This is a genomic window from Pseudomonas sp. NFACC56-3, assembly GCF_900100025.1.
GTDB classification, from domain to species: Bacteria; Pseudomonadota; Gammaproteobacteria; order Pseudomonadales; family Pseudomonadaceae; genus Aquipseudomonas; species Aquipseudomonas fluorescens_AA.
In genome coordinates this window covers 103,273-129,849 of the sequence record NZ_FMTK01000013.1, presented here as the reverse complement: position 1 = coordinate 129,849, position 26,577 = coordinate 103,273, and the positions used below count along the sequence as shown (strand labels likewise).

Genomic DNA, 26,577 nt, shown 5'->3' with positions numbered 1-26,577 from the left:
CCCCGAACCTGGCACTCGGTTCATGATGGGCCGATCAGCGGGCTGTCTGGACACCCCACCAGGCGCAAAATTCATCGAGGGCGGTCCACAGGCTGACCTGCGGATCGTAATCGAGATAATGCCGGGCGCGACTGATATCCAAGGTGAAATTTTTGTTCATGACCTGCATGCCCAGGCGCGACAGCGTCGGCTCGGGACGGCCTGGCCATAACTTGCAGAACCCTTCATTCAGGGCAGCGAGGCTGTAGGCCAAGCCGTAGGAACGATAACGTCGGACCTGTGGGACTTCCATCTGGCGCATCACATAATTGACCACATCCCACAGCGGGACCGGTGCCCCGTTGCTGATGTTGTAAGCCTTGCCCAGGGCTGAATCGGTGGCCAGCAGACTGCTGAGCAACGCTTCGTTGAGGTTCTGCACACTGGTGAAGTCCACCTTGTTCAACCCGTTGCCGACAATGGCCAGTCGCCCCTTGCGCTGCATGTTCAGCAGGCGCGGAAAAATGCTCATGTCACCGGCACCGGTCACGAAACGCGGGCGCAGGGCCAGCACTTCGAGGCCGAACTCCTGGGCACCGAAGACTTTCTGCTCGGCCAGGTACTTGGTGGCGGCGTAAGGGTGCTTGAAGCGCTTGGGCACCTGTTCTTCAGTCAACCCGAGGTGGTCACGGCCGTCGAAGTAAATGGACGGCGAGGACAGATGAACCAGGCGGCGCACCTTCTGCTTGAGACAGGCTTCGACGACATTTTCCGTGACTTGGACATTGCCCTGGTGGAAATCCTGGTAGCGGCCCCACAGCCCTACGGAGCCGGCGCAATGCACCACGGCCTCGACATCCAGGCACAGGTCGCGGGCCAGCAGAGGGTCGTTCAGGTCGCCTTGGACGAACTGCGCACCGCGACGCACCAGGTGTTCCACACTCTCGGCCCGGCGACCGTTGACCCGTACATCCAGGCCCTGCTCCAGAGCGAAACGCGCAAAGCGCCCGCCAATGAAGCCGCTTGCGCCGGTGACCAAAATCTTCATGCATGCTCCTAAAAATCAGATTCGAGCTACAAGCCACAAGCTTCAAGCCAAGCGCTTTTCACTTACCGCTTGCAGCGTGCTGCTTGCCGCTGCGATCAATCGCTCAGTCAATAAGCCGAGCAACTGCCCACCATTGCGCCAATGATGCCAGTACAGCGGCACATCGATCGGTTTATCTGCCAACAATTCCACCAGCACGCCTCGCTCCAGCTGTTCGCGCACTTGCAGCTCGGGCACCAGCCCCCAGCCCAACCCCACCTCGGCAAGACGGATGAAACCTTCGGACGAGGGGCATAAATGATGCTCGAAACCGCCCTCCACGCCTACGGACGCAAGGTAGCGATGCTGCAGGAAATCATCCGGGCCGAACACCAATGCCGGCGTACGCGCCAGTTGATCGGCGCGCACGCCGTCGGGAAAGTGCCGGGCGATGAAGGCCGGGCTGGCCAACGCCCGGTAGCGCATCGCCCCCAACAGCACGCTGCGAGCACCCGCCACCGGGCGTTCGCTGGCGCAGACACAGGCCGCCACTTCACCGGCGCGCATGCGCTTGAGGCCCACGGTCTGGTCTTCTACCACCAGGTCGAGCAACAGGTGATGGTCGGCGCAGAAATCCCCCACGGCAGCGGCCCACCAGGTTGCCAGGCTGTCGGCGTTCAAGGCGATGCGCAGACGCTCCGGCAGCCCCTCTTCATCCAGCGCCGGCACCAGGCTCTGCAGGTCGCGCTCGAGCAGCCGCACCTGTTGCACATGGTTGAGCAACCGACGGCCGATTTCCGTGGGCGCTGGCGGCGTGGCACGCACCAGAACGGGCTGCCCGATACGCGCCTCCAGCAGCTTGATCCGTTGGGAAATGGCCGATTGCGACAAACCCAGCACCTGGGCCGCGCGCTCGAAACCAGCCTGCTCGACTACGGCGGCCAGGGCGGAGAGCAATTTGTAATCGAACATCAGTTTCCCTAATGAGCAATCAGCAATATTGGTTTTTCTTATACAACTCGCCACAGGAGAATGGCCAGCAATTCATCAACTGACCGGGGATAAAACGATGTGGCAAAGCTATGTGAACGGGCTTCTGGTGGCTCTCGGGCTGATCATGGCCATCGGCGCCCAGAACGCATTCGTGCTGGCCCAGAGCCTGCGCCGCGAGCACCACTTGCCGGTCGCGGCGCTGTGTATCGCCTGCGACGCCCTGTTGGTCGCCGCCGGGGTGTTCGGCTTGGCGACCTTGCTGGCCCAGAGTGCGTTACTGCTGTCGATTGCCCGTTGGGGCGGCGCGGCGTTCCTGCTCTGGTACGGCAGCCTGGCCTTGCGCCGGGCCTGTTCGAAGCAGAGTCTGCAACAGGGTGAGAACCAGGCTGCGCGCTCGCTGCGGGCCGTGTTGCTCAGCGCGCTGGCGGTGACGCTGCTCAACCCCCACGTCTACCTCGACACCGTGCTGCTGATCGGTTCCCTCGGTGCCCAGCAGAGCGTGCCCGGCGCCTATGTAGTGGGCGCGGCCAGTGCCTCGCTGCTGTGGTTCCTCACCCTGGCCATCGGTGCCGCCTGGCTGGCCCCCTGGTTGGCCCGTCCAAGCACCTGGCGGATCCTGGACCTGTTGGTGGCGGTGATGATGTTTACCGTGGCGATGCAATTGATTGTCGCCGGCTGATTATTCCAAACCGCTCTGGAACCTCTATTCCACACAGTTGTTGCGTGGTTATGCCGCACCCCCGGTGCTATGATCCGACTCCTGCGCCGCAAAGAGTACAAACTCCCCGGCGCTAGTCTGGCCGCCCGTGATCGGCCTTGCGCTCACCGCAACTGACCTGATTAGGAGAATCACCATGGCTTTCGAATTGCCGCCGCTGCCCTATCCACACGATGCACTGCAGCCGCACATCTCCAAAGAGACTCTGGAATATCACCACGACAAGCACCACAACACCTATGTCGTGAACCTGAACAACCTGGTGCCTGGCACCGAGTTCGAAGGCAAGACCCTGGAAGAAATCGTCAAGACCTCCTCGGGCGGTATCTTCAACAACGCCGCTCAGGTCTGGAACCACACCTTCTACTGGAACTGCCTGGCGCCAAACGCCGGCGGTCAACCAACCGGTGCCCTGGCTGAAGCCATCAACAAGGCATTCGGTTCGTTCGACAAGTTCAAGGAAGAATTCAGCAAGACGTCCATCGGCACCTTCGGTTCCGGCTGGGGCTGGCTGGTGAAAAAAGCTGACGGTTCCCTGGCCCTGGCCAGCACCATCGGCGCCGGCAACCCGCTGACCAGCGGCGACACCCCGCTGCTGACCTGCGACGTGTGGGAACACGCCTACTACATTGACTACCGCAACGTTCGTCCGAAATACGTCGAAGCGTTCTGGAACCTGGTCAACTGGAAATTCGTCGCCGAGCAGTTCGAAGGCAAAGCCTTCACTGCCTAAGCTCGATGCCAGACAAAGGAAACCCGGCGCCGTGCCGGGTTTTTTTTGCGTAACAGAATTGATCGCAAGCCAAATACCCCGTGTCTGGAACCCAAGAAAAAATCCCGGCAGGCCTCAAGTTGCGGTGCCTTCCAACCGACACAATGGTCGTAGAGCAATCACTCTGGAAAAAACGTACATCGGCCAGGTTTCAAGCGAAAACCCTTGTGTTTGATTGTCCCTTTGACTGACATCACAGGATTGCCAATACTCATGGCAACTTGACGCTACCCGCACGGAACAAGGAACCACTCTTTGAAGCTGGAACTCAAGAACAGCTTGTCTGTGAAGTTGCTCCGGGTCGTGCTCCTCTCGGCATTGATCGTTGGCATGGTCTTGAGCTGCGCCCAGATCGTGTTCGATGCCTACAAAACCAACCAGGCCGTCGCCAGTGACGCCCAGCGTATCCTCGACATGTTCCGCGATCCATCGACCCAGGCCGTCTACAGCCTGGACCGGGAAATGGGCATGCAAGTGATCGAAGGCCTGTTCCAGGACCAAGCCGTGCGCATGGCCTCCATCGGCCATCCCCGCGAAACCATGCTCGCCGGAAAGGCCCGCCCCTTGCAGCACTCCGAAAGCCGCTGGCTGACCGACCTGATCCTGGGCAAGGAGCGCACCTTCACTACGCAACTGGTGGGACGTGGCCCCTACAGCGAATATTACGGCGACCTGAGCATTACCCTCGACACGGCCACCTACGGCGAGGGTTTCATCGTCAGCTCGGTGATCATCTTCATCTCCGGGATGCTGCGGGCCCTGGCCATGGGCCTGGTGCTGTACCTGGTCTATCACTGGCTGCTGACCAAGCCGTTGTCGCGGATCATCGAGCACCTGACCGAAATCAACCCCGATCGCCCCAGCGCCCACAAGATCCCGCAATTGCGCGGCCACGAGCAAAACGAACTGGGCCTGTGGATCAACACGGCCAACCAACTGCTCGAATCCATCGAGCGCAACACGCACCTGCGTCACGAAGCGGAAAACAGTCTGCTACGAATGGCCCAGTACGACTTTCTCACCGGTCTGCCCAACCGCCAGCAACTTCAACAACAACTGGACAAGATCCTGGTGGACGCCGGACGCCTGCAACGTCGGGTGGCGGTGTTGTGTGTAGGGCTGGATGATTTCAAGGGCATCAACGAACAGTTCAGCTATCAGACCGGCGATCAGTTGCTGCTGGCCCTGGCCGATCGACTGCGGGCCCACAGTGGGCGGCTTGGCGCACTGGCGCGGCTGGGGGGCGACCAGTTCGCCCTGGTCCAGGCCGACATCGAACAGCCTTACGAGGCCGCCGAACTGGCCCAGAGCATCCTCGATGACCTGGAAGCGCCGTTCGCCATCGACGATCAGCAAATTCGCCTGCGGGCCACCATCGGCATCACCCTTTTCCCCGAAGACGGCGACAGCACCGAGAAACTGCTGCAGAAAGCCGAGCAGACCATGACCCTGGCCAAGAGCCGCTCGCGCAATCGCTACCAGTTCTACATCGCCAGCGTCGACAGCGAGATGCGCCGCCGCCGCGAGCTGGAAAAAGACCTGCGCGAGGCCCTGGCCCGCGAGCAGTTCTCCCTGGTGTACCAGCCACAGATCAGCTACCGCGACCTGCGGGTGGTGGGCACCGAAGCCCTGATCCGCTGGCACCATCCCGAGCACGGCCTGGTGCCGCCGGACCTGTTCATTCCACTGGCCGAGCAGAACGGCACCATCATCGCCATCGGTGAATGGGTGCTGGACCAGGCGTGCAGGCAATTGCGCGAATGGCACGACCAGGGCTTCGTCGACCTGCGCATGGCGGTCAACCTGTCGACCGTGCAACTGCACCACGCCGAACTGCCACGGGTGGTGAACAATCTCCTGCAGATATACCGGCTGCCGCCGCGCAGCCTGGAGCTGGAGGTCACCGAGACCGGCCTGATGGAAGACATCACCACCGCGGCCCAGCACCTGCTGAGCCTGCGTCGCTCTGGAGCGCTGATTGCCATCGATGACTTCGGCACCGGCTATTCGTCCTTGAGCTACCTCAAGAGCCTGCCGCTGGACAAGATCAAGATCGACAAGAGCTTCGTCCAGGACCTGCTCGACGACGAAGATGACGCAACCATCGTCCGGGCCATCATCCAATTGGGCAAGAGCCTGGGGATGCAGGTCATTGCCGAGGGCGTCGAGACGGTCGAGCAGGAAGCCTACATCATCGCCGAGGGCTGCCACGAAGGTCAGGGCTACTACTACAGCAAGCCGCTACCGGCGCGGGAATTGGGTCTTTACCTGAAGCAGGCCGAGCGCAGCAAGGTGTCCATCCTCTGATTCCTCTCTTTTGCCACGTTCCTGCAGGAGCTGGCGAAGCCTGCGATCTTTTGATCTTTCGCTCCAGACTCGATTGGCAGTGGGAAGATCGCAGCCTCGCTTCGCGAGGCAGCTCCTACGGACGCTGCCGATCCCTTCATTAAATAAGAAATATTTACAAGCATAACCCTTTACACATAATGCAAATCTTTCGCATTATGTCGCAGTTTTTGCGCACCCTCGCGCCTGTCCCATCCATCACCGAAGCAGGATGTTCGCCATGATTCGTATGCCCCTGGCTACCGCCAGTCTGCTGGCCATCGCTATTTCCCTCGCCGGTTGCGGCGAAGGCAAAGACAAGGCCGCCGCGCCGCAAGCGCCAACGCCGGCCGCCAGCACCTCGGCACCGGTCGCCCCTGCTGCCGCCGGCAAAGTCGACGAAGCCGCCGCCAAGGCCGTTGTCGCGCACTATGCCGACATCGTCTATGCCGTCTACAGCGATGCCGAATCCACTGCGAAGACCCTGCAAACCGCCGTCGACGCGTTCCTGGCCAAGCCGAACGCCGACACCTTGAAAGCCGCCAGGGCTGCCTGGGTCGCCGCACGCGTGCCGTACCTGCAAAGCGAAGTGTTCCGTTTCGGCAACACCATCGTCGACGACTGGGAAGGCCAAGTGAACTCCTGGCCCCTGGACGAAGGCCTGATCGACTACGTCGACAAGTCCTACGAGCACGCCTTGGGTAACCCGGGCGCCACCGCCAACATCATCGCCAATACCGAAATCCAGGTTGGCGAAGACAAGGTCGACGTCAAGGACATCACCCCGGAAAAACTCGCCAGCCTGAACGAGCTGGGCGGTTCCGAGGCCAACGTCGCCACCGGCTACCACGCCATCGAATTCCTGCTGTGGGGCCAGGACCTCAACGGCACCGGCCCGGGCGCCGGCAATCGCCCCGCTTCGGATTACCTGGAAGGCGCCGGCGCCACTGGCGGCCACAACGACCGTCGTCGTGCCTACCTCAAGTCCGTGACCCAACTGCTGGTCAGCGACCTGGAAGAAATGGTCGGCAACTGGAAGCCGAACGTGGCCGACAACTACCGCGCCACCCTGGAAGCGGAACCTGCCGAAAGCGGCCTGCGCAAGATGCTGTTCGGCATGGGCAGCCTGTCCCTGGGTGAACTGGCGGGCGAGCGTATGAAGGTGTCCCTGGAAGCCAACTCGCCGGAAGACGAACAGGATTGCTTCAGCGACAACACCCACAACTCGCATTTCTACGATGCCAAGGGCGTACGTAACGTGTACCTGGGCGAATACACCCGTGTCGACGGCACCAAGATGACCGGCGCCAGCCTGTCGTCCCTGGTCGCCAAGGCCGACCCGGCCACGGACACCGCGCTCAAGGCCGACCTGGCCGACACCGAGGCCAAGATCCAGGTCATGGTCGATCATGCCAACAAGGGTGAGCACTACGACCAGTTGATCGCCGCCGGCAACACTGCCGGTAACCAGATCGTGCGCGACGCCATCGCCGCACTGGTCAAGCAGACCGGTTCGATCGAGCAGGCTGCGGGCAAACTGGGCATCAGTGACCTGAACCCGGACAACGCTGATCACGAGTTCTGATCGAACCGGCTGGCTGAGGGTTAACGCAGCCAGCCAAGCCACAAAACCTGTGGGAGCGAGCTTGCTCGCGATGGGGATCTTATTAGTCGACATTGATGTTGGCTGGTCTACCACTATCGCGAGCAAGCTCGCTCCCACAGTGCTTTCTGGTGTGTCGAAAATGCGGGATCAGTCATCACTATCCTTGTGGGAGCGAGCTTGCTCGCGATGGGGGTCTATCAGTCGATATTGATGTTGGCTGGTCTACCGCTATCGCGAGCAAGCTCGCTCCCACAGTGCTTTCTGGTGTTTCGAAAATGCGAGATCAGTCATCACTACCCTTGTGGGAGCGAGCTTGCTCGCGATAGGGGTCTATCAGTCGATATTGATGTTGGCTGGTCTACCGGTATCGCGAGCAAGCTCGCTCCCACAAGGGGCGTCACTGTGGTTCATGGCTGCAACCCGGCAAGCCGCCCTTCGATAAACCGTCGTTCCGGCAGTTGCTGCGTCAGTTCGAGCGCGCGTCGGTACGCGGCCCTCGCCTCGTCCACCCGCCCCAACTGCCGACAGAACTCCGCCCGCGCCGAGTGGGCCAGGTGATAGTCCGTCAAATCCCCCCTGGCGAGTATTCCGTCAACCAGGCGCAGCCCTTCCTGTGGTCCGTCGCGCTTGGCCAGGGCGGCGGCGCGGTTGAGTTCGATCACCGGCGACGGCACGGCCCGCAGCAGCACATCGTAAAGCCCGACGATCTGCGGCCAATCGGTCTGCTCAGCCGTCGGCGCTTCGGCATGCACCGCCGCAATCGCCGCTTGCAGGCAGTACGGCCCGAACCGTCGGGTTTTCAGCGCGGCTTCCACCAACGCACAGCCCTCGGCAATCAGCTCGGCATCCCATAAGGATCGCACCTGCTCATCCAGCAGGATCAGTTCGCCGGTCGAAGACGTTCGCGCCGGGCGCCGGGATTCGTGCAGCAGCATCAACGCCAGCAACCCCATGACCTCGGCCTCGGGCAGCAACTCCATCAGCAGACGCCCGAGACGGATGGCTTCGCGCGTGAGGTCTTCGCGAGTCAACTCGGCCCCCATCGAGGCCGAATACCCTTCGTTGAACACCAGGTAGATCACCCGCAGCACGCTGTCCAGCCGCTCCGGCAGTTCCGCGCGGGACGGCACCTGATAGGGGATCCTGGCATCGCGGATTTTCGCCTTGGCCCGCACGATGCGCTGGGCAATGGCCGCCGGTGCGGCGAGAAAGGCCCGGGCGATTTGTTCAGTGGTCAGGTCGCAGACTTCCCGTAGCGTCAGGGGCACCTGGGCATCCGCCGCCAGGGCCGGGTGGCAACAGGTAAAAATAAGCCGCAGGCGATCGTCTTCCACGTCTTCGTCACTCCACGGATCCTGCTCCAGCGCCTCGAGTTGAGCGATCAACATCGGTTGGGACGCGGCGAAACGCGCGCGCCGGCGCAAACTGTCGATGGCCTTGAAGCGCCCGGCAGACACCAGCCAGGCCCGCGGGTTGTCCGGTACACCGTCGCGCTGCCAGCGCTCGACCGCGATGAAAAAGGCCTCGTGCAAGGCCTCTTCCGCCAGTTCGAAATCACCCAGCAGGCGAATCAGCGTCGCCAGGATCCGCCGCGAGTCTTGCCGATAAACCTGCTCGACCCGCGCCTTGACCGTTTCGACCGACATCAGTCGGGCATGCCTTGGGCAACCAGCGTCTCAAACCGGTCCAGGCCCTGGCCCCAACCCTCGGGGAAACCCATGGCGTCGTGTGTCTGGCGATCGATGACCCGGCTGATGGATAACGCGCAAGGGGCAGCGGTGAGGTTCATGAATGAAATCCTGTTTGTGCTTGTTGTTCAGGGGTTCAGTTGGCGTACCGGTCGCACTTCAACGCAGCCGACCCGGGCCGCCGGGATATGGCCGGCGACCTGGATGGCTTCGTTGAGGTCCTTGGCGTCGATCAGGTAGAAGCCCGCCAGCTGCTCCTTGGTTTCAGCGAACGGGCCGTCGGTGATCGACAGCTTGCCGCCACGCATGCGCACCGTGGTAGCGGTCTGTACCGACTCCAGGGCTTCGGCGGCCAGCATGCGCCCACTGCCCTGGATCGATTCGGCATAGGCCATGCACTCGGCGTCCTCCGGGCTGTCGGGCGAGTCGTGCAGCGTCTGTTCGTTGCTATACACCAGGCATAGGTACTTCATGGAAGGCTCCGTGTTCGGACTGATCAACTATGGACGGCAGAATGACGCTCGGCGAAAAAAACCGACGATCAGGGTTGCAGGTCGAACAGCGCCGTCCCGGCCATCGGGTCGAACGGAGCGGACCAATGTTCATGGACGATCCGCCATTGTCCGGCTACACGCTGGTAGCAGGCTGTCACACGCATCCAGCAGGCCTGTTCCTCGCCTTTTTCGTTGGTACCACCGCAATAGGCCAACCAGTGGGCGAAGGCGATGTTGTCGGCCGGGGTGATCTTGACCTGATGAAAGTCGAACTTGTGCGGGCCGGGGCACATTTCCATGCAGGCTTGCCAATGGGCCCGGTAAGCGCTTTTGCCCTTGAATTGCAGGGCCTGGATGGCATCGAACGAGACAATGTTCTCGTCATAGAGCGCCATGACTTGTTCGACGTCCTTGGCCATCACGGCTTGACGATAGGTGTCGATCAGGGCCTGGATTTCGGTTTCAGTGGTTTGGGTATTCATGGTGATTCTCCGCAGTTTTTTGTTGAAGACACCCTTTGTCGTTTGGAGAAACAGCGAATCGACCATCCAACAAAAATAATTCAAGGAGAAAAATTGGCTAGAATCCCAGTCTTATTCTGCCGGCAACATTGGACGTTTCTGTGACCGCTCAACTCACCCCCTACGAAGACCTGACCGCGCTGCAACGCGAACAAGTCAGCGCTATCGAACTCCACCCCGAACAGATCAAGTTCTCCGGCGATATCCATGGCGCCCTGCACATGCTGCTGTCCCGGCCCGGCCCGGGGGTCAAAGGCTTTGCGCTATTGGCTGAGGAGGTGCCAGTGGCCTTCCTGCTGCTCAAGCGCCCGCCGGCACTGCCCGCCTGGGCCAACGAACACAGCGCCACCTTGCATGCCCTGCAAGTCGACCACCGGGCCCAGGGCCGAGGTTATGGCAAGGCGTGCCTGGAGGCGCTGCCCGCCGTGGCGCGGGCCGCCTGGCCGGAGATCCGTGGATTGGAGCTTTCGGTCGACGCCGAGAATGACTCGGCCATCGGCTTGTACACCCGAATGGGTTGGGTCGACAGTGGCGAGGCCTACAAGGGCCGCATCGGTTATGAGCGGCGGATGGGGTTGCTGTTCTGACAAACAGAATCAATGATCGATAGGCGCTGAATGTGGGAGCGAGCTTGCTCGCGATAGCGGTGTTTCAGTCAACATCAAAGTGGCTGACCTGACGCTATCGCGAGCAGGCTCGCTCCCACAGGGGGACCTGCGACGATCAGCTTGGCTTGAGCGGAATCCAGATCTCCAGGGTGCCTTGGCCGGTCCTGGGGTTGAAGTCTTCGCTGTAGCGCTCGAATTCAGGCTCATCCGCCGCTTCGTAACCGGAATGGGGCAGCCATTCTTTCCAGATGTACTGAAACGTATCCGGCAGCTTTTTCAAGGGCCCGGTGTGTTCGAAGACCGCGTAATGGCCTGGCTGGATTTCGATCCAGCGGTATTGCTCCGGCAAATCATCGAGCCGGCTGATTTCCACGCCGGCGATGTATTCGAACCCACCCTTCCCGTCCGGGTTGCAACACACACCGTAGGTCACTTCATCTTTCTGCCCTGGCACCTTGCCGAGCCAGGGCAGGAACTTTTCCCAGAGCAAAGGGATGTCTTGGGCGGTGTCCTGGGTAAACCGAGCACCAAAGCCAGCAATGAGCTGAAAACGTCCCTGTTCAAAGCGTGGTACGGCTGTGCAATCGCGTTTGGGCTTTTCCATGCGGCAACACTCCAGCAAAACGTGAAGTCGGGTTTGGCAGTATAGAAGCCAAACCGTGATTGCCAGGGCCGTTTCGCTTATCAGATGCCAGGCAGAGCCCCGGCGACGGCGCTTCCTACAAACTCGTTGTAGCCAGAAACAATCACGTACACCGCGAAATAACAGAAGATCGCGGCGGATGCCCAATAGGAATAACGCAACAATTTATCCCCCAACAGTTTGCCGCCCTGGGTCGCCGCCAGGCACAAGGCCGCGCACCACAGCAGCCCGGCGCAGAGAAAACCACTGAGAAACAGCGCCGAGCTGAGCAAGGTTCCGCCGCCCGAACGGGCGATCAGCGTACCGCCCACCGCCGCGAACCAGAGGATGGCACTGGGCGATGACATGGCCAGGAAAATCCCGCGCAAGAACTCCTGGCGCGAAGAGTTGCCCTGCACTTCACCGGCCTCGGCCAGTACCGCGCTGTGATAGATCGCCGAGTGGATCATCTTGGCCGCGAAGTACAGCAACAGCACCGAGCCGCCGACCCACAGCACCCAGCGCACCGCTTCGTATTGCAGCAGCACGGTCATGCCGGCCAAGGCCAGGACGGCATAGATCAGATCGCCCACGCAGGTGCCCAGGCCCAGGGCGAACCCCTGGAAATAGCCGCGCTGCATCGCCAGGGTAATCATCGCGATATTGGCCACGCCAATGTCCAGGCACAGCGAAAGGCTCAGCAGGAAGCCGCTGGAAAATTCCATCATTCGTTCCATCAGGATTGGGTGAGACAGGTTCAACAAACCGCTGCGACCATCGATGGCGCCGCGGCCAGGGCGACAGTGTCGTCGAAAATAGTTCGCCGCGGCTACTGGACAATCCGACATCCGCCCGATTATCTTGCGCCGCAGGCCACCGCAGTGGCCAACGTCGCTCGGACGGTTCCGGGCGCTCACGTATCTCGAGGCAACAATGGCCGAACAAGGTTCGCCGCGCCGCTTTGCGCGCATCGATCGACTCCCCCCGTATGTATTCAATATCACTGCCGAGCTGAAGATGGCTGCGCGTCGGCGCGGCGAAGACATCATCGACTTGAGCATGGGTAATCCCGACGGCGCCACGCCTCCACACATCGTGGAAAAACTGGTCACCGTCGCCCAGCGCGAAGACACCCACGGTTATTCCACCTCCAAAGGCATCCCGCGCCTGCGCCGCGCCATTTCGCGCTGGTACAAGGACCGCTATGAGGTGGACATCGACCCGGAAACCGAAGCCATTGTCACCATCGGTTCCAAGGAGGGCCTGGCCCACCTGATGCTGGCCACCCTGGACCAGGGCGACACGGTGCTGGTGCCCAACCCCAGCTATCCGATCCACATCTACGGCGCAGTGATCGCTGGCGCCCAGGTACGCTCGGTGCCGTTGGTGCCAGGGGTGGATTTCTTCGACGAACTGGAGCGGGCCATTCGCGGTTCGATCCCCAAGCCGAAGATGATGATCCTCGGCTTCCCATCCAACCCCACCGCCCAGTGCGTGGAGCTGGACTTCTTCGAGCGGGTCATCGCCCTGGCCAAGCAGTACGACGTGCTGGTGATCCACGACCTGGCCTACGCCGACATCGTGTATGACGGCTGGAAAGCCCCGTCGATCATGCAAGTGCCGGGCGCGAAAGACATCGCGGTGGAGTTCTTCACCCTGTCCAAGAGCTACAACATGGCCGGCTGGCGCATCGGCTTCATGGTGGGCAACCCGGAACTGGTCAACGCCCTGGCGCGGATCAAGAGCTACCACGACTACGGCACCTTCACTCCGCTGCAAGTGGCCGCCATCGCCGCCCTTGAAGGCGACCAGCAATGCGTGCGCGACATCGCCGAGCAGTACCGCCAGCGCCGCAATGTGCTGGTCAAGGGGCTGCATGAACTGGGCTGGATGGTGGAAAACCCCAAGGCGTCGATGTACGTCTGGGCCAAGATCCCCGAGGCCTATGCGCACCTGGGCTCGCTGGAGTTCGCCAAGAAGCTGCTGGCCGAGGCCAGGGTCTGTGTCTCGCCGGGGGTGGGGTTCGGGGAGTATGGGGATGATCACGTGCGCTTTGCGCTGATCGAGAACCAGGACCGGATTCGCCAGGCGGTGCGTGGGATCCGTGGGATGTTCAGGGCGGATGGGTTGGTAAGCAAACCTAACGCCTGACCTAAAACCAGCGGCGGGGGGTGGCTCCCGCCCTGGCTCTACTGAGCACCCGAAACCAGTGTGGGAGCAAGCTTGCTCGCGATAGCGGTACAGCAGTCAGCCAAGTATCGACTGTAAGCCCGCTATCGCGAGCAAGCTCGCTCCCACAAGGGGTTATAGGTTGTCGGTTAGACCACCAGCGACAGCAGCAGGATAAAGATCAACCCCACCACCGACAGGATGGTTTCCATCGCGGTCCAGGTCTTGAACGTCTCGGCCACGGTCATGTTGAAGTACTGCTTGACCAGCCAGAAACCCGCATCGTTGACGTGGGACAGGATCAACGAACCGGCACCGGTCGCCAGCACCAGCAGCTCACGGTTCACCCCCGGCATCATCCCCACCACCGGCACCACGATACCGGCACCGGTAATGGTCGCCACCGTCGCCGAACCTGTGGCGATACGGATCACCGCGGCCACCAGCCACGCCAGCAGGATCGGCGAGATCTGCGCACTCACCGCCATGTGCCCGATCACATCGCCCACGCCGCTGGTGACCAGCATCTGCTTGAAGCCACCACCGGCACCGATGATCAGGATGATCGCGGCAGTCGGCGCAAGGCTGGCGTCCAGCCATTTGAGCATCTGGCTGGAACCGATGCCCTGCTTGTAGCCGAAGGTGTACAGCGACAGCAACAACGCCAGCAGCAAAGCCGAGATCGGGTGACCGATCATGTCCATCCAGGCGCGGAAGAGGTTGCCGTCCGGCAGCGCCACGTCAGCGAAGGTCTTGAGCAGCATCAGGAACACCGGCGACAGCACGGTGACCAGGGTGATGCTGAAACTTGGCAGCTCGGCGGCGCTCGTTTCGCGGGCCAGTTGGTCCACCAGTTCCTGGTTCGGATGGCCGGGGATGTGCTTGGCAATGAACGTACCGAAGATCGGGCCGGCAATGATGGCAGTCGGCAGCGCGACGATCAGGCCATAGAGAATGGTCTTGCCGATGTCGGCGCCAAACACGCCAATCGCCAGCAACGGCCCCGGGTGCGGCGGCACCAGGCCGTGGACCGCGGAAAGACCGGCCAGCAGCGGGATACCGATCTTGATGATCGACACGCCGGTGCGGCGCGCAACGATGAACACCAGCGGGATCAGCAGCACGAAGCCGATTTCGAAGAACAGCGGGATGCCCACCAGGAACGCGGCGAACATCATCGCCCACTGCACCTTGTCCTTGCCGAAGGCGCGGATCAGGGTCTGGGCGATCTGATCGGCCCCGCCCGACTCGGCCATCATTTTGCCGAGCATCGTGCCCAGCGCCAGGATGATGCCGACAAAGCCCAACACGCCACCGAAGCCGTCCTGGAACGCCTTGATGATGGTGCCGGTCGGCATGCCCGACGTCAGGCCGAGGAACGCGGCGGCGATGGTCAGCGCAATGAACGGATGGAATTTGAACTTGGTGATGAGGACGATGAGTCCGATCACCGTGACCACTGCATCAAGCAGTAGAAACGTCTCGTGGGACATGCCGAACATGGAGGTGTCTCCTGATTTGTTGTTGTTATTGAAGCAGTTATTTATGAGTCGTCGGGACAGCGCTATCTTTCTGACGCAAATTTTTGAAACTCAGCTGGCCAGCTTCAAACCGTGAGCCAACCACCAGACGTAAGCCTGCTGTGCCAGTTCATCAACGCTGTGGCTGGACGCGTCCAGAGCCAGGGTCAGGGGCTCGCCGACAGGGGATTCAAGGGTGGCGAACTGACTGTCGATCAAGGTCGACGGCATGAAATGGCCGGGACGATGGGAAACGCGGTCGGCGGCCACTTCGGGGGTCAATTCAAGGAATACGAAGCCCAGGCCGGGCAAGGCGCTGCGCAGACGCTCACGATAACTGTGCTTGAGGGCCGAGCAGGTCAGCACCGGGCGCTCGCCCGTGGCATCGACACGGCGCAACTCGTCGCACAGGCTGTCGAGCCAGCCGGCACGGTCGTCGTCGTTCAAGGGGATACCGGCGCTCATCTTCTGGATGTTGGCCGCGGGGTGGAACGTGTCGCCTTCGATGGCGGTGGCGCCGCTCAGTTGGCACAGGGCCTGGCTGACGCACGTTTTGCCGCAACCGGCAACGCCCATGATGACCAGGGCGGAGATGGGATTGTTCATGTAACACCTCAGCGCGCAGACAGCGCTACCTTTGCCAGTTATGACACCGCAGCAAAAGCAGAAGTTGCCGACGCCTTCTTGTCATTTTTGTGGTTGCAGCATGTTCGTTCACGACACCCACGGACGGGGGATCAGGCAACCCCCGCTCACGCATTTGCAGCGGCGTCGAGACAGCGCTACCTTAGTGCCTTGATTTTTGTTTGGCAAGCCGCCCTGATGACCGCCCCTAAAAACGATAAGAATCCTCGCACCACCGGTCGCCCCACGCTCAACGAAGTCGCACGCCTGGCCGGTGTCAGCCCTATCACCGCCTCCCGTGCCCTGCGTGGCGTCAGCACCGTCGCCTCGGAACTGGTGGAAAAAGTCCGCCAGGCCGCCGTGGAACTCAACTACGTCGTCAATCCCGCCGCCCGCGCCCTGGCTTCGGCCCAGAGCCATTCGGTGGTGGTGCTGGTGCCGTCATTGTCCAACCTGTTGTTCATCGACACCCTGGAAGCCATCCATCGGGTGCTGCGGCCCAAGGGGTTCGAAGTGGTGATCGGCAACTACCACTACTCCCGGGACGAGGAAGAAGACCTGTTGCGCAACTACATGGCCTATCAGCCACGGGGTCTGCTGCTGACCGGTTTCGACCGCACCGAAAGCGCCCGGCGCATGATCGAGGCCAGCAACATACCGTGCGTGTACATGATGGAACTGGACCCCGGTGCCGGGCTCAACTGCGTCGGTTTTTCCCAGCTCAAGGCTGGCGAAACGGCGGCCGAGCACCTGATTTCCAAGGGCCGCAAGCGCCTGGCCTACATCGGCGCGCAACTGGACCAGCGCACCCTGCTGCGCGGCGAGGGTTTCCGGCGTGCCTTGCAGAACGTCGGGTTGTACGACCCGGACCTGGAAGTACTGACGCCGCGTCCATCATCGGTAGGCCTGGGCGGCGAGCTGTTCCTGCAACTGCTGGCCAGTCACCCGGACGTTGATGCGATCTTCTTCGGCAACGACGACCTGGCCCATGGCGCCCTGCTCGAAGCATTGCGCTGCGGCATCAAGATCCCCGAGCGGGTGTCGATCCTCGGTTTCAACGACCTGCCCGCCTCGGCCCACATGGTGCCGCGCCTGAGCAGCATCAGCACCCCACGGGAAGCCATCGGTCGCCGCGCCGCCGAACAGATGCTGACGCTGATGGCCGGCAACCGCATCGCGCAGCCGGTGGTGGACATGGGTTTCGAGCTCAAGGTTCGCGAAAGCACCTGAAGCGCCATGCTCAGGCGGTCGATCCATGCCGTCAAACGGCAAGGGTTGGCCGCCCCCCTCGTCGCGCACTTGTCCACACCCCTCGGAATACGGCCATCGCGCAGGCGGCATGGGAATTGCTCCTGCCCATCGCTCAGCCATTACCTACAGGTGTTCATCATGTTGGTCAGTGCCAAACAGCAAGCGATGGTCTTGCCACTCAAACGCCCGGGCGAGGATCCCACCGCCGAAGCCGCCAGCGGCCTGCAAAGCGCCGCGTTGCAGGCGTTGCGCGATAACGTCCAGGCCCAGGCCAGCCAGGGCAGTGCCCAGGTCCAGGACTCCTTCACCCAACGAGCCACGCAACAGGTCAATGCCGCCACCGCCATCAGCGACAAGGTGGATGAAGCGTTCGCCAAGACGCGCGTGCAACTGCAGACCGTGGTTTCATCAATGCCTGAAGAAACCACGGCACTGGGCGGCTCCGCCACGGCGCAGTTCAAGGACTACATGAGCAAGACGCCCGAAGAGCGCCTGCGCGACAGCATTCTCGAAGAGATGGGCATTACCGAGGAAGAGTTCGAGGCGATGCCGCCCGAGAAGCAGATGGCGGTCAACCAGGAGATTGCCCAGCGCATGCAGGACAAGTCGGCGATGGCCCAAGTGGAAAAGGCCCAGGAGAGCCGCACGGGCGACAAAGCCTCGGCCACGGACATGTTTCTCGCCTCGCTTTGAGCCTCGGCACATCACGAAGCGTTTGAGCTGGGCGACCGCCCAGCTCAAACCTCAGGCCCGCCGAAGCGGTACCGGCTCAATGACCGAACAGGTTCACCTTCTTGGTTTTTTTGTCGGCGCGCTTCTCATCGGCAGTCTTCGCCGGTTTTTTCTTTGCCGCTTTTTTTGAATCCATGCCTTTGGCCATGATACGTACTCCAGTCATACGGGATGTGAAGTCAGGTATACACCTATCGCCGCACTCACGTTCTTTTATAATTGCCTCCCCCTTCTGCGCCACGACCCAACCATGTCCGAAATCCATTACGCAGCACTAGAAGCATCGCTTTGGCCGCTGATGAACAAGTTCTATCGCGCTCACCAATCCTCGATGAAAGCGGTGCGTGACGCGCAGCTGTGGGTGGCACGGCGCGATGAGATCGTCGCCGCCCTGTGCTTGCGGCCAGTGTCGGGGGGGCATTGGTTGACGGGGTTGTTCGTCGACCCGGCGTACCGCGTCCAGGGCATAGCCGCGCGATTGATCGCCGAAGCGGTGAACGGTGTGGACAAGCCGGTGTGGCTGTTCTGCCACCCGGACTTGCGCGGCTTTTATGAGCGGCGTGGTTTCAGCTTCGACCCTGAGCTGCCCTATGCGATGGCCGAACGCCTGAGTCGGTATGCCCGCAGCAAGCCGATGATTGCGATGGGGTTGAGCTAAATACCCTGACCTGGAATGCAATACAGATCTCATGTGGGAGCGGGCTTGCTCGCGAAGACGGCGGCACATTCAACATCCATGCAAACTGACCTACCGCTTTCGCGAGCAAGCCCGCTCCCACAGGGTTTTGTGTCCGGCAATCAGTCGTCTGCAGCCGGGTCCAGGTCCGGGAACATCACTTCGGTAAAGCCGAACTTGCTGAAGTCAGTGATGCGCGACGGGTACAAGCGCCCGATCAGGTGATCGCATTCATGTTGCACCACTCGCGCATGAAAGCCCGAGGCGTAACGCACGATCGGCTCGCCCTTGGGATCGAAGCCTTCATAGCGGATGTGTTGGTAGCGCTCCACCGCACCGCGCAGGCCCGGCACCGACAGGCAACCTTCGAAGCCCTCTTCCATCTGCGGGCCCAGGGGGGTGATCAGCGGGTTGATCAGGATGGTCTGGGGCACCGCCTCGGCGTCGGGGTAACGCTCGCTGTGCTCGAAGCCGAAGATCACCAGTTGCAGGTCGATGCCGATCTGCGGCGCTGCCAGGCCGACGCCGCCGACGCTTTCCATGGTCTGGAACATGTCGTCGATCAATTGCCACAATTCCGGGCTGTCGAACATTTCGGCGGGCACCGGCGGGGCAATGCGCAGCAGGCGTTCGTCGCCCATTTTCAGGATTTCACGGATCATGGTCGGGCTTCGTCAGGGTGGGTTTGAGGGATGGAATGGTCGCGCCCCAGGCCCGACACATGCTGTTTTTCGTGCTCGCCCGCGCTCTTTTCACCCGGGTTCTTGCCCTCGGTGGACATGTGCTCGATCACCGCATTCATTTCCGCGCCGAGCAACAGCACCGCCGAGGAAATATAGAAATACAGCAACAACACGATGATCGCACCGATGCTGCCATACATGGCGTTGTAGTTGGCAAAGGTCTTGACGTAAAACGCGAACCCCAGGGAAGCGATGATCCACACCACCACCGCCAGCACCGACCCCGGCGTGATGAAGCGAAACTCCTGCTTGACGTCGGGCATCACGTAATAGATCAGCGCCACGGCCACCATCAGCAAGAACACGATCACCGGCCAGCGCACGATCGTCCAGAGCGTGACGATGAACTCCTCCAGGCCGACTTGGGCCGCGATCCAACCCATCACCTGCGGCCCGAGCACCATCAACGCCGCAGCGGCCAACAGCATGCCGGCAATGCCGACCGTGTAGAAAATCGACAGCGGGAAGCGCTTCCAGGCCGGACGGCCTTCCACCACATCGTAGGCGGCGTTCATCGCGCTCATCATCAGCCGCACGCCCGCCGAAGCGGTCCACAAGGCGATGACGATACCCACGGACAGCAACCCACCCTTGGACTGCTGGAGCTGGTCGATCACCGGGTTGACCTGCTCCAGGGCCTGGGGCGGCAGCACCAGCTCCGATTGCAGGCGCAGCCAGGAGAAGAAGTCCGGCAGGTGCAGGAAACCGATCAAGGCAATCAGGAAGAGAATGAACGGAAACAGCGAAAACAGCATCTGGTAGGCCAGTGCCGAGGCGTAGGTCGACATCTCGTCGTCGACGAACTCGGTCACGGTACGCATCATCACACGATGCAAAGGTAAGCCTTTCAAGGCCGGAAACATCATGTGCGTCTCCTTTCGCCGCAAAAAAGGAAGGTCGCCTGGCGACTCATGGGGTTGTTATACAAGACAAGTAACCTGTTTGGCGACTTTGGAACAGTTTCCCCGGTGCAAGTTCGAGCCGACATGAAAACGGCCATCCGCGGATGACCGTTCCATTGGCTTTGCTACAGGCGGGTTAGGCCTTGTCGACGCCTTTCTTGACCGCATCCTTGGCCTTGCCCACGGCTTGTTGGGCCTCGCCTTTTTTCTCCTGGACCACGCCCTCGGCGCGCATGCGGTCATTGTCGGTGGCCTTGCCGACGCCTTGCTTGATGTTGCCAACGGCTTCGTTGGCAACGCCCTTCACTTTATCGCTCGTGCTACCCATGATGTCTCTCCTGTGAACAACGGTACGAAAAGTCCTTACCAAGGGTTGACCGAGGCCGTTTGCCGGGAGTTTCATTTTTTTCAGCGACACATTTCAGCGTCGAATGCAGGTTGCACTTTATGTTTGTCGATCAACCCCCGAGAATGCCCCACGTATTCAGGCTGTGGCTTGAAGCTCCAACCCCGTAGGAACGTTATGAAACTCGATAAAAAGCAGGCCATCGCCCGCAGGAACCAGGAACTGGGCGCCGCCGTCCTGGGCGTCAACAATTGCCATTTCAGCGAATTGAACCGCAACCGCAACATCTTCTGGTTCGATATCCCGGTGGCGCGCCTGGCCATCGGTCAGTACGAATGGATCCACCTGCTGCTGCACACGCCGGCCACCGATGAGCTGCTGCACTTGAAGGTGCCGACCGTGTTCCTGCGGGAAAAAATGGAAGGCCTGGAAGTGCGCAACCAGGGCAAACGCAAGGCAGCCCTGAGCCTGGAACTGAGCGCCGACAAGGACGCCTACCTGCAGGACATGCGGCCGGGTGGCACCAACCTGGATTTTGCGCAGTTCCGGTTGTAACCGGACCCGACAAGCACCGGTTCCCTGTGGCGAGGGAGCTTGCTCCCGCTGGGCTGCGCAGCAGCCCCCTTCGATCTGACGGACACACCACAAGGGGCCGCTGCGCGTCCAGCGGGAGCAAGCTCCCTCGCCACACAAGCTTTCTTGCCCAGGAAATCGCAGCCAACAAAAAGCCCCGCATCAGCGGGGCTTTTCATGGGTAACGGTCTTACTTCTTCAACCCCAACTTCCTGAGTTCTTCATCCCGCAACTCGCGGCGCAGGATCTTGCCCACGTTGGTGGTTGGCAAGGCATCGCGGAACTCCACGGCCTTGGGCACCTTGTAGCCGGTGACGTTGGCACGCATGTGTTCCATCACCTGTTCCTTGGTCAACGTGACACCCGGCCGTGCGACGATGAAAATCTTGATCGCCTCGCCAGACTTCTCGTCCGGTACGCCGATGGCCGCGCACTGCAGCACGCCCGGCAGGGTTGCCAGCACGTCTTCCAGTTCGTTGGGGTACACGTTGAAACCGGAGATCAGGATCATGTCCTTCTTGCGATCGACGATGCGCATGTAGCCGTCCGGCTGGATCAGCGCGATATCACCGGTCTTGAGCCAACCTTCGCTGTCGAGGATCTCGTCGGTGGCTTCCTGACGCTGCCAGTAGCCCTTCATCACCTGCGGGCCTTTTACGCACAACTCGCCGATTTCGCCCAATGGCAGCTCGACGCCCGCGTCATTGATCACCTTGCACAGTGTCGACGGCACAGGAATGCCGATGGTACCGACCTGGATGTGCTGGATCGGGTTGACGGTGGCCACCGGGCTGGTTTCGGTCATGCCATAACCTTCGCAGATCGGGCAACCGGTCACCGCTTTCCAGCGCTCGGCCGCGGCCAGTTGCAAGGCCATGCCTCCGGACAGGGTGACTTTCAGTGCCGAGAAGTCCAGCTTGCGGAACGCTTCGTTGTTGCACAGGGCCACGAATAGCGTATTGAGGCCGACGAAACCGCTGAACTTCCACTTCGACAGTTCCTTGACCATCGCCGAGAGATCGCGCGGGTTGCTGATCAGGATGTTGTGGTTGCCGATCAGCATCATCGCCATGCAATGAAAGGTGAAGGCATAGATGTGGTACAGCGGCAGTGGCGTGATCAACACCTCGCAACCTTCATTGAGGTTGGAGCCCATCAGCGCCTTGCACTGCAGCATGTTGGCCACCAGGTTGCGGTGGCTGAGCATCGCGCCCTTGGCCACGCCGGTGGTGCCGCCGGTGTATTGCAGCACGGCCACATCGTCGCTGGTGGGGTTGGCTTCGTTCACTGGCTGGCCGTGGCCTTTGCTCAGCACGTCGTTGAACTTGACGGCCTTGGGCAAGTGATAAGCCGGGACCATCTTCTTGACGTACTTGATCACGCTGTTGATCAACAGGCGCTTGAGCGGCGGCAGCAGGTCGGCGACTTCGGTGACGATGACGTGCTTGACGCCCGTCTTCGGTACCACGGTTTCGGCCAGATGCGCCATGTTCGCCAGGCACACCAGGGCCTTGGCACCGGAGTCGTTGAACTGGTGTTCCATTTCCCGCGCGGTGTACAACGGGTTGGTGTTGACCACGATCAGCCCGGCACGGATCGCACCGAACACAGCCACCGGGTACTGAAGAACGTTGGGCAGCTGCACGGCGATTCGATCGCCCGGCTGTAAATCGGTATGCTGTTGCAGGTACGCGGCAAACGCCCCGGACAACTCGTAGAGCTCACCGTAGGTGATCGTCTTGCCGAGGTTGCTGAATGCCGGCTTGTTGGCAAAGCGTTGGCAGGACTGCTTCAACACCGCCTGAATATTCGGATACTCGTCTGGATTGATGTCGGCAGCAATCCCAGCTGGGTACTTATCCTTCCAAAAGTCTTCGATCATGGAAGCCCACTCCTCAGCAACGCGAATTCTCACCGCATTTGATGCGATTATTATTGGTGTGTGTTTATTGGTGAATCTGGCTTGAATCAAGGCCGAGAAGTCACAAAAGCGCGCCGAGAGTAGCAGCTTTGCCAAGGGTCGCCTAGAGCCAAAAACAACCCCCACAGTCATAAACATGACTCATGAATATTTCATGGTCATTTTTAGAGTAAAAATTCTAAGCTTTGGATAATGACCCCGAATATATAAAAAACGGTGGGAGCGAGCTTGCTCGCGATGGCGGTGTATCAGCCAACATCTCTGTCACTGACCTACCGCTATCGCGAGCAAGCTCGCTCCCACAGCGCTCCATGAGGCAGGCGCCTCAGGCGATATCCCGCAACTCCCGCCGCAGGATCTTGCCCACCGGCGTCATCGGCAATGAGTCCCGCAACACGATGTGCTTGGGAATCTTGTAGCCGGTGAAGTTCTCCTTGCAATAGGCCTTGAGCTCTTCAAGGCTGACCCCGGTTTCCCGCGCCACCACGAACAACTTCACCGCCTCCCCCGAACGCTCGTCCGGCACGCCGATCACCGCGCAGTTAGCCACCTTGGGATGGGCCATCACCACGTCTTCGATCTCGTTGGGGTACACATTGAAACCCGAGACGATGATCATGTCCTTCTTGCGGTCGACGATGCGCACGAACCCGTCCGGGTCGATCACCGCGATATCGCCAGACTTGAACCAGCCCTCGCTGTCCAGCACTTCGGCCGTGGCCTCGGGCTTGTTCCAATAGCCTTTCATGATCTGCGGCCCCTTGATGCACAGCTCGCCGCGCTCGCCCAGGGGCTGCTCGACGCCATCGTCGTTGATCACTTTCATCAGCGTACCGGGCACCGGCATCCCCACCGTGCCCAGCCGAGACTTGCCACCATACGGATTGGCACTCGCCACCGGTGAGGTTTCGGTCAGGCCATAGCCCTCGGTAATCCCGCAACCGGTGATCTGCTGCCAGCGCTCGGCGGTGGCCTTGATCAGCGCGGTGCCACCGGAGTTGGTGACCTTGAGGTGGGAAAAATCCAGGGTCTTGAAATCCGGATGGTCCATCAACGCCACGAACAGCGTGTTGAGCCCCAGCAGCAACGAGAAACGCCAGTTCTTCAGTTCCTTGATGAAGCCGCCGATGTCCCGTGGATTGGTGATCAGCACGTTGTGGTTGCCGGTCACCATCATGCACATGCAGTTCGCCGTGAACGCATAGATATGGTACAGCGGCAGTGGTGCGATCATGACCTCCTGGCCTTCGCGCAGCAGCGGCTGGCCGTCATCGCCCAGCTGTCCCAGACAGGCCCGGGCCTGTTGCATGTTGGCCACCAGGTTGCCGTGGGTCAGCATCGCGCCCTTCGCCAACCCGGTGGTGCCACCGGTGTATTGCAAGACCGCAATATCGTCGAGGCTGACGTTCAGCGGCTTGATGCCCTGGCCGCGTCCCAGGCGCAAGGCGCTCTTGAAGGAAATGGCCTGGGGCAGCGAATAGGCCGGGACCATTTTCTTGACCTTGCTCACCATCGTGTTGACCAGCCAGCCCTTGGCGGTGGGCATCAGGTCGCCCATCTTCGCTTCGATCAGGTACTGCAGGTCCGTATCGGGCAGCACCTCCTGGACTTTCTGCCCGAACATGTTCAGGTACACCAGCGCCCGGGCCCCGGAGTCCTTGAACTGATGACGCATTTCCCGCGCGGTATACAGCGGGTTGGTGTTGACCACGATCAGCCCGGCGCGCAAGGCACCGAACACGGCGATCGGGTACTGCAGGATGTTGGGCATCTGCACCGCGATACGATCGCCAGGCGCCAGGTCGGTATGGGTTTGCAGGTAACCGGCGAAAGCCGCGCTGTAGCGCTCGAGCTCGGCATAGGTGAGGGTCACCCCCATGTTGCTGAACGCCGGACGGTCGGCAAATTTCTTGCAGGAACGCTCGAACACCTCGATCACCGACTTGTAGGTCCCCAGGTCGACGTCCAAGGGCACGCCGGCCGGGCGTTTGTCATTCCAGAAATCAGGCTGCATTGTTTTTGTCCTCTTTACCTGAGCATGTCCGGGCCGCCTCTGTATCGCGTGCAGAGGCGGAGCTCTTGGGACACTAGCAGCTATGGCCAATCAGGCAAATATGGCAACCTGCGTCATAGATTGTGTGAATCTTCTTGCCATGGCGTGGCCTGATCAGGCGAGACGCAACGGATGCGCTATACAATGCAGCGACGCTGCGTCTGACTTTGTGCAAAGGAATCGCCATGATCCACCAAACGTTCTGGCTGACCGCGACCGACCATAGCCGCCTGTTCGTCAACCAGTGGCTGCCCGGAACCGCCCCGTTGGCGGTGATCATGCTGGCCCATGGCATGGCCGAACACAGCGGCCGCTACGCCCGCCTGGCCCAGGCGCTGTGCGACGCAGGCTACGGTGTCTATGGGATGGACCTGCGCGGCCATGGCAAGACCGGCGAGGAAGCGATACTCGGCCACTTTGCCGACGAAGACGGCTGGGCCAAGGTCGTGGGTGATTTGGCCAGCCTCAACCATCACATCGGCCAGCAGCACCCTGATACGCCCATCCTGCTGCTGGGCCACAGCATGGGCAGCTACATCGCCCAGGGATACCTGCTGCATCATAGCGCCAGCCTGCACGGGGCGATTCTCAGCGGTTCGAACTTCCAGCCGGTGGCGCTCTACCGCAGCGCTCGCCTGATCGCCCGCTTCGAACGCTGGCGCCAGGGTGCGGCGGGGCGCAGTGCCTTGATCGAGTGGCTGTCGTTCGGCAGTTTCAACAAGAAATTCAAACCGACGCGTACCCCCTTCGACTGGCTCAGTCGCGATCCGGGCGAAGTCGACAAGTACGTCCACGACCCGCTGTGCGGCTTTCGCTGCACCAATCAACTGTGGGTCGACCTGCTCGGCGGCTTGCAGCAAATCAGCAAAGCGTCCAATCTCGCCCAGATCGATCCGGGCCTGCCCCTGCTGGTGATCGGTGGCGAATGTGATCCGGTGAGCGAAGGCAAGCGTCTGAAGGATCTGGCCGGTGCCCTGCGCGACGCCGGCAGCCAGCACCTGCAATTGACGATTTACCCGCAGGCCCGACACGAATTGTTCAATGAAACCAACCGCGATGAAGTGACCGCCGATGTGCTGGCCTGGATTGCCCAGGCCCTGGACCACAAGCGGCCGCCACGCAGCGAGTAGGCTTGCAGCGTTTTCCTTTACTCCACAGGATCTGAAACAGATGACCCAGGTTACCAACACCCCTTACGAGGCCCTCGAAATCGGCCAGACCGCCAGCTACAGCAAGACCGTCGAGGAACGCGACATCCAGCTGTTCGCAGCGATGTCAGGCGATCACAACCCGGTGCACCTGGACGCCGAATTCGCCGCGGCGAGCATGTTCAAGGAGCGCATCGCCCACGGCATGTTCAGCGGTGCGCTGATCAGCGCGGCGGTGGCGTGCGAGCTGCCTGGGCCGGGCACGATCTATATCGGCCAGCAGATGAGCTTTCAGAAACCGGTGAAAATCGGCGACACCCTGACCGTGCGCCTGGAAATCCTGGAAAAGATGCCGAAGTTTCGCGTACGCATCGCCACCCGCGTGTTCAACCAGCGCGACGAGCTGGTCGTGGACGGCGAAGCCGAAATCCTCGCCCCGCGCAAGCAGCAGACCGTGACCTTGCCGACGTTGCCGGCGATCAGCATTGGCTAACAGCTTCTGCGTGATTTTGTGGGAGCGAGCTTGCTCGCGATGAGGTCGGACAGTCGACCTCGATGGAGAATGT

General features: G+C 61.0%; 27 protein-coding genes. 12 read left to right on the top strand and 15 right to left on the bottom strand.

The annotated features are described in order from the left end of the window. Positions 1–34: 34 nt before the first annotated feature. Both BLO80_RS18395 and BLO80_RS18390 read right to left on the bottom strand, forming a co-directional pair. Entirely contained in the window at positions 35–1,027 is a 993-nt protein-coding gene (locus tag BLO80_RS18395) for an NAD-dependent epimerase/dehydratase family protein (protein ID WP_092329045.1), read from the bottom strand. Positions 1,028–1,069: 42 nt separating this feature from the next. Next, positions 1,070–1,978 (bottom strand): LysR family transcriptional regulator ArgP, encoded by a 909-nt coding sequence (locus BLO80_RS18390; protein WP_092329047.1) that lies wholly within the window; start codon positions 1,976–1,978, stop codon positions 1,070–1,072. Positions 1,979–2,075: 97 nt separating this feature from the next. On the opposite strand from BLO80_RS18390, the gene BLO80_RS18385 reads away from it, so the two are divergent. The 4 genes from BLO80_RS18385 (at position 2,076) to BLO80_RS18370 (ending at position 7,399) form a co-directional block, all read left to right on the top strand. Next, a complete protein-coding gene (locus BLO80_RS18385) occupies positions 2,076–2,678 on the top strand; it encodes a LysE/ArgO family amino acid transporter (protein WP_092329049.1) in 603 nt (200 codons plus the stop codon). Between the two features lie 175 nt (positions 2,679–2,853). Next, positions 2,854–3,450: a superoxide dismutase gene (locus BLO80_RS18380; protein ID WP_003198616.1), complete on the top strand. Its 597-nt coding sequence runs from the start codon at positions 2,854–2,856 to the stop codon at positions 3,448–3,450. Between the two features lie 294 nt (positions 3,451–3,744). Continuing rightward, positions 3,745–5,796: a putative bifunctional diguanylate cyclase/phosphodiesterase gene (locus BLO80_RS18375; RefSeq protein ID WP_092329051.1), complete on the top strand. Its 2,052-nt coding sequence runs from the start codon at positions 3,745–3,747 to the stop codon at positions 5,794–5,796. 259 nt (positions 5,797–6,055) lie between these two features. Then, positions 6,056–7,399, top strand: coding sequence for an imelysin family protein (locus BLO80_RS18370; RefSeq protein ID WP_092329053.1), 1,344 nt, complete (start codon positions 6,056–6,058; stop codon positions 7,397–7,399). A gap of 428 nt (positions 7,400–7,827) precedes the next feature. Here the strand turns inward: BLO80_RS18370 and BLO80_RS18365 are convergent, their stop codons facing one another. From BLO80_RS18365 to BLO80_RS18350, 4 genes are all read right to left on the bottom strand, one after another. Then, complete coding sequence (locus BLO80_RS18365) at positions 7,828–9,066, bottom strand: RNA polymerase sigma factor (protein WP_092329055.1); 1,239 nt, start codon at positions 9,064–9,066, stop codon at positions 7,828–7,830. Then, positions 9,066–9,209: a hypothetical protein gene (locus BLO80_RS18360; RefSeq protein WP_371914582.1), complete on the bottom strand. Its 144-nt coding sequence runs from the start codon at positions 9,207–9,209 to the stop codon at positions 9,066–9,068. Before BLO80_RS18360 ends, BLO80_RS18365 begins: the two co-directional genes overlap by 1 nt. A gap of 27 nt (positions 9,210–9,236) precedes the next feature. Beyond that, entirely contained in the window at positions 9,237–9,581 is a 345-nt protein-coding gene (locus BLO80_RS18355) for a YciI family protein (protein ID WP_092329057.1), read from the bottom strand. A 68-nt stretch (positions 9,582–9,649) separates the two neighbouring features. After that, on the bottom strand, positions 9,650–10,084 hold the full coding sequence (locus BLO80_RS18350) for a YybH family protein (protein ID WP_092329261.1): 435 nt from the start codon (positions 10,082–10,084) through the stop codon (positions 9,650–9,652). 140 nt (positions 10,085–10,224) lie between these two features. Between BLO80_RS18350 and BLO80_RS18345 the strand changes: the two genes are divergently transcribed. Next, positions 10,225–10,710 (top strand): GNAT family N-acetyltransferase, encoded by a 486-nt coding sequence (locus BLO80_RS18345; RefSeq protein WP_092329059.1) that lies wholly within the window; start codon positions 10,225–10,227, stop codon positions 10,708–10,710. A gap of 136 nt (positions 10,711–10,846) precedes the next feature. Here the strand turns inward: BLO80_RS18345 and BLO80_RS18340 are convergent, their stop codons facing one another. Then, complete coding sequence (locus tag BLO80_RS18340; RefSeq protein ID WP_092329061.1) at positions 10,847–11,335, bottom strand: GyrI-like domain-containing protein; 489 nt, start codon at positions 11,333–11,335, stop codon at positions 10,847–10,849. 80 nt (positions 11,336–11,415) lie between these two features. After that, on the bottom strand, positions 11,416–12,078 hold the full coding sequence (locus BLO80_RS18335; protein WP_092329063.1) for a LysE family translocator: 663 nt from the start codon (positions 12,076–12,078) through the stop codon (positions 11,416–11,418). 208 nt (positions 12,079–12,286) lie between these two features. On the opposite strand from BLO80_RS18335, the gene alaC reads away from it, so the two are divergent. Continuing rightward, complete coding sequence (gene alaC, locus BLO80_RS18330) at positions 12,287–13,504, top strand: alanine transaminase (RefSeq protein ID WP_092329065.1); 1,218 nt, start codon at positions 12,287–12,289, stop codon at positions 13,502–13,504. A 167-nt stretch (positions 13,505–13,671) separates the two neighbouring features. Here alaC and BLO80_RS18325 read toward each other — a convergent pair whose 3' ends face one another. Together BLO80_RS18325 and BLO80_RS18320 are read right to left on the bottom strand one after the other, a co-directional pair. Continuing rightward, the gene (locus tag BLO80_RS18325) at positions 13,672–15,024 is read right to left on the bottom strand and encodes a GntP family permease (protein ID WP_092329067.1); all 1,353 of its coding nucleotides are present in this window, start codon (positions 15,022–15,024) and stop codon (positions 13,672–13,674) included. A gap of 90 nt (positions 15,025–15,114) precedes the next feature. Beyond that, a complete protein-coding gene (locus BLO80_RS18320; RefSeq protein WP_092203878.1) occupies positions 15,115–15,648 on the bottom strand; it encodes a gluconokinase in 534 nt (177 codons plus the stop codon). Between the two features lie 216 nt (positions 15,649–15,864). Between BLO80_RS18320 and BLO80_RS18315 the strand changes: the two genes are divergently transcribed. The 3 genes from BLO80_RS18315 (at position 15,865) to BLO80_RS18305 (ending at position 18,307) form a co-directional block, all read left to right on the top strand. Continuing rightward, positions 15,865–16,896, top strand: coding sequence for an HTH-type transcriptional regulator GntR (locus tag BLO80_RS18315; protein ID WP_092329069.1), 1,032 nt, complete (start codon positions 15,865–15,867; stop codon positions 16,894–16,896). A 159-nt stretch (positions 16,897–17,055) separates the two neighbouring features. Then, positions 17,056–17,610 (top strand): hypothetical protein, encoded by a 555-nt coding sequence (locus BLO80_RS18310; RefSeq protein ID WP_092329071.1) that lies wholly within the window; start codon positions 17,056–17,058, stop codon positions 17,608–17,610. Positions 17,611–17,899: 289 nt separating this feature from the next. Continuing rightward, positions 17,900–18,307, top strand: a complete 408-nt coding sequence (locus BLO80_RS18305) for a GNAT family N-acetyltransferase (protein WP_092329073.1) — start codon at positions 17,900–17,902, stop codon at positions 18,305–18,307. 140 nt (positions 18,308–18,447) lie between these two features. Here BLO80_RS18305 and def read toward each other — a convergent pair whose 3' ends face one another. The 3 genes from def to BLO80_RS18290 form a co-directional block, all read right to left on the bottom strand. After that, complete coding sequence (gene def, locus BLO80_RS18300) at positions 18,448–18,987, bottom strand: peptide deformylase (protein ID WP_092329075.1); 540 nt, start codon at positions 18,985–18,987, stop codon at positions 18,448–18,450. Beyond that, positions 18,984–19,934: a YihY/virulence factor BrkB family protein gene (locus tag BLO80_RS18295; protein ID WP_060738851.1), complete on the bottom strand. Its 951-nt coding sequence runs from the start codon at positions 19,932–19,934 to the stop codon at positions 18,984–18,986. Before BLO80_RS18295 ends, def begins: the two co-directional genes overlap by 4 nt. 172 nt (positions 19,935–20,106) lie before the next feature. Then, positions 20,107–20,298: a CsbD family protein gene (locus tag BLO80_RS18290; RefSeq protein WP_060738852.1), complete on the bottom strand. Its 192-nt coding sequence runs from the start codon at positions 20,296–20,298 to the stop codon at positions 20,107–20,109. A 195-nt stretch (positions 20,299–20,493) separates the two neighbouring features. Between BLO80_RS18290 and BLO80_RS18285 the strand changes: the two genes are divergently transcribed. Then, positions 20,494–20,871: a hypothetical protein gene (locus BLO80_RS18285; RefSeq protein ID WP_092329077.1), complete on the top strand. Its 378-nt coding sequence runs from the start codon at positions 20,494–20,496 to the stop codon at positions 20,869–20,871. Positions 20,872–21,079: 208 nt separating this feature from the next. Here BLO80_RS18285 and fadD1 read toward each other — a convergent pair whose 3' ends face one another. After that, positions 21,080–22,771, bottom strand: coding sequence for a long-chain-fatty-acid--CoA ligase FadD1 (gene fadD1 / locus BLO80_RS18280; RefSeq protein ID WP_092329079.1), 1,692 nt, complete (start codon positions 22,769–22,771; stop codon positions 21,080–21,082). 364 nt (positions 22,772–23,135) lie between these two features. Beyond that, the gene (gene fadD2 / locus BLO80_RS18275; RefSeq protein ID WP_092329081.1) at positions 23,136–24,824 is read right to left on the bottom strand and encodes a long-chain-fatty-acid--CoA ligase FadD2; all 1,689 of its coding nucleotides are present in this window, start codon (positions 24,822–24,824) and stop codon (positions 23,136–23,138) included. 224 nt (positions 24,825–25,048) lie between these two features. Between fadD2 and BLO80_RS18270 the strand changes: the two genes are divergently transcribed. Further along, a complete protein-coding gene (locus tag BLO80_RS18270) occupies positions 25,049–25,993 on the top strand; it encodes an alpha/beta hydrolase (protein ID WP_092329083.1) in 945 nt (314 codons plus the stop codon). Between the two features lie 40 nt (positions 25,994–26,033). Next, the gene (locus BLO80_RS18265) at positions 26,034–26,504 is read left to right on the top strand and encodes a MaoC family dehydratase (protein WP_060738857.1); all 471 of its coding nucleotides are present in this window, start codon (positions 26,034–26,036) and stop codon (positions 26,502–26,504) included. Positions 26,505–26,577: the final 73 nt, after the last annotated feature.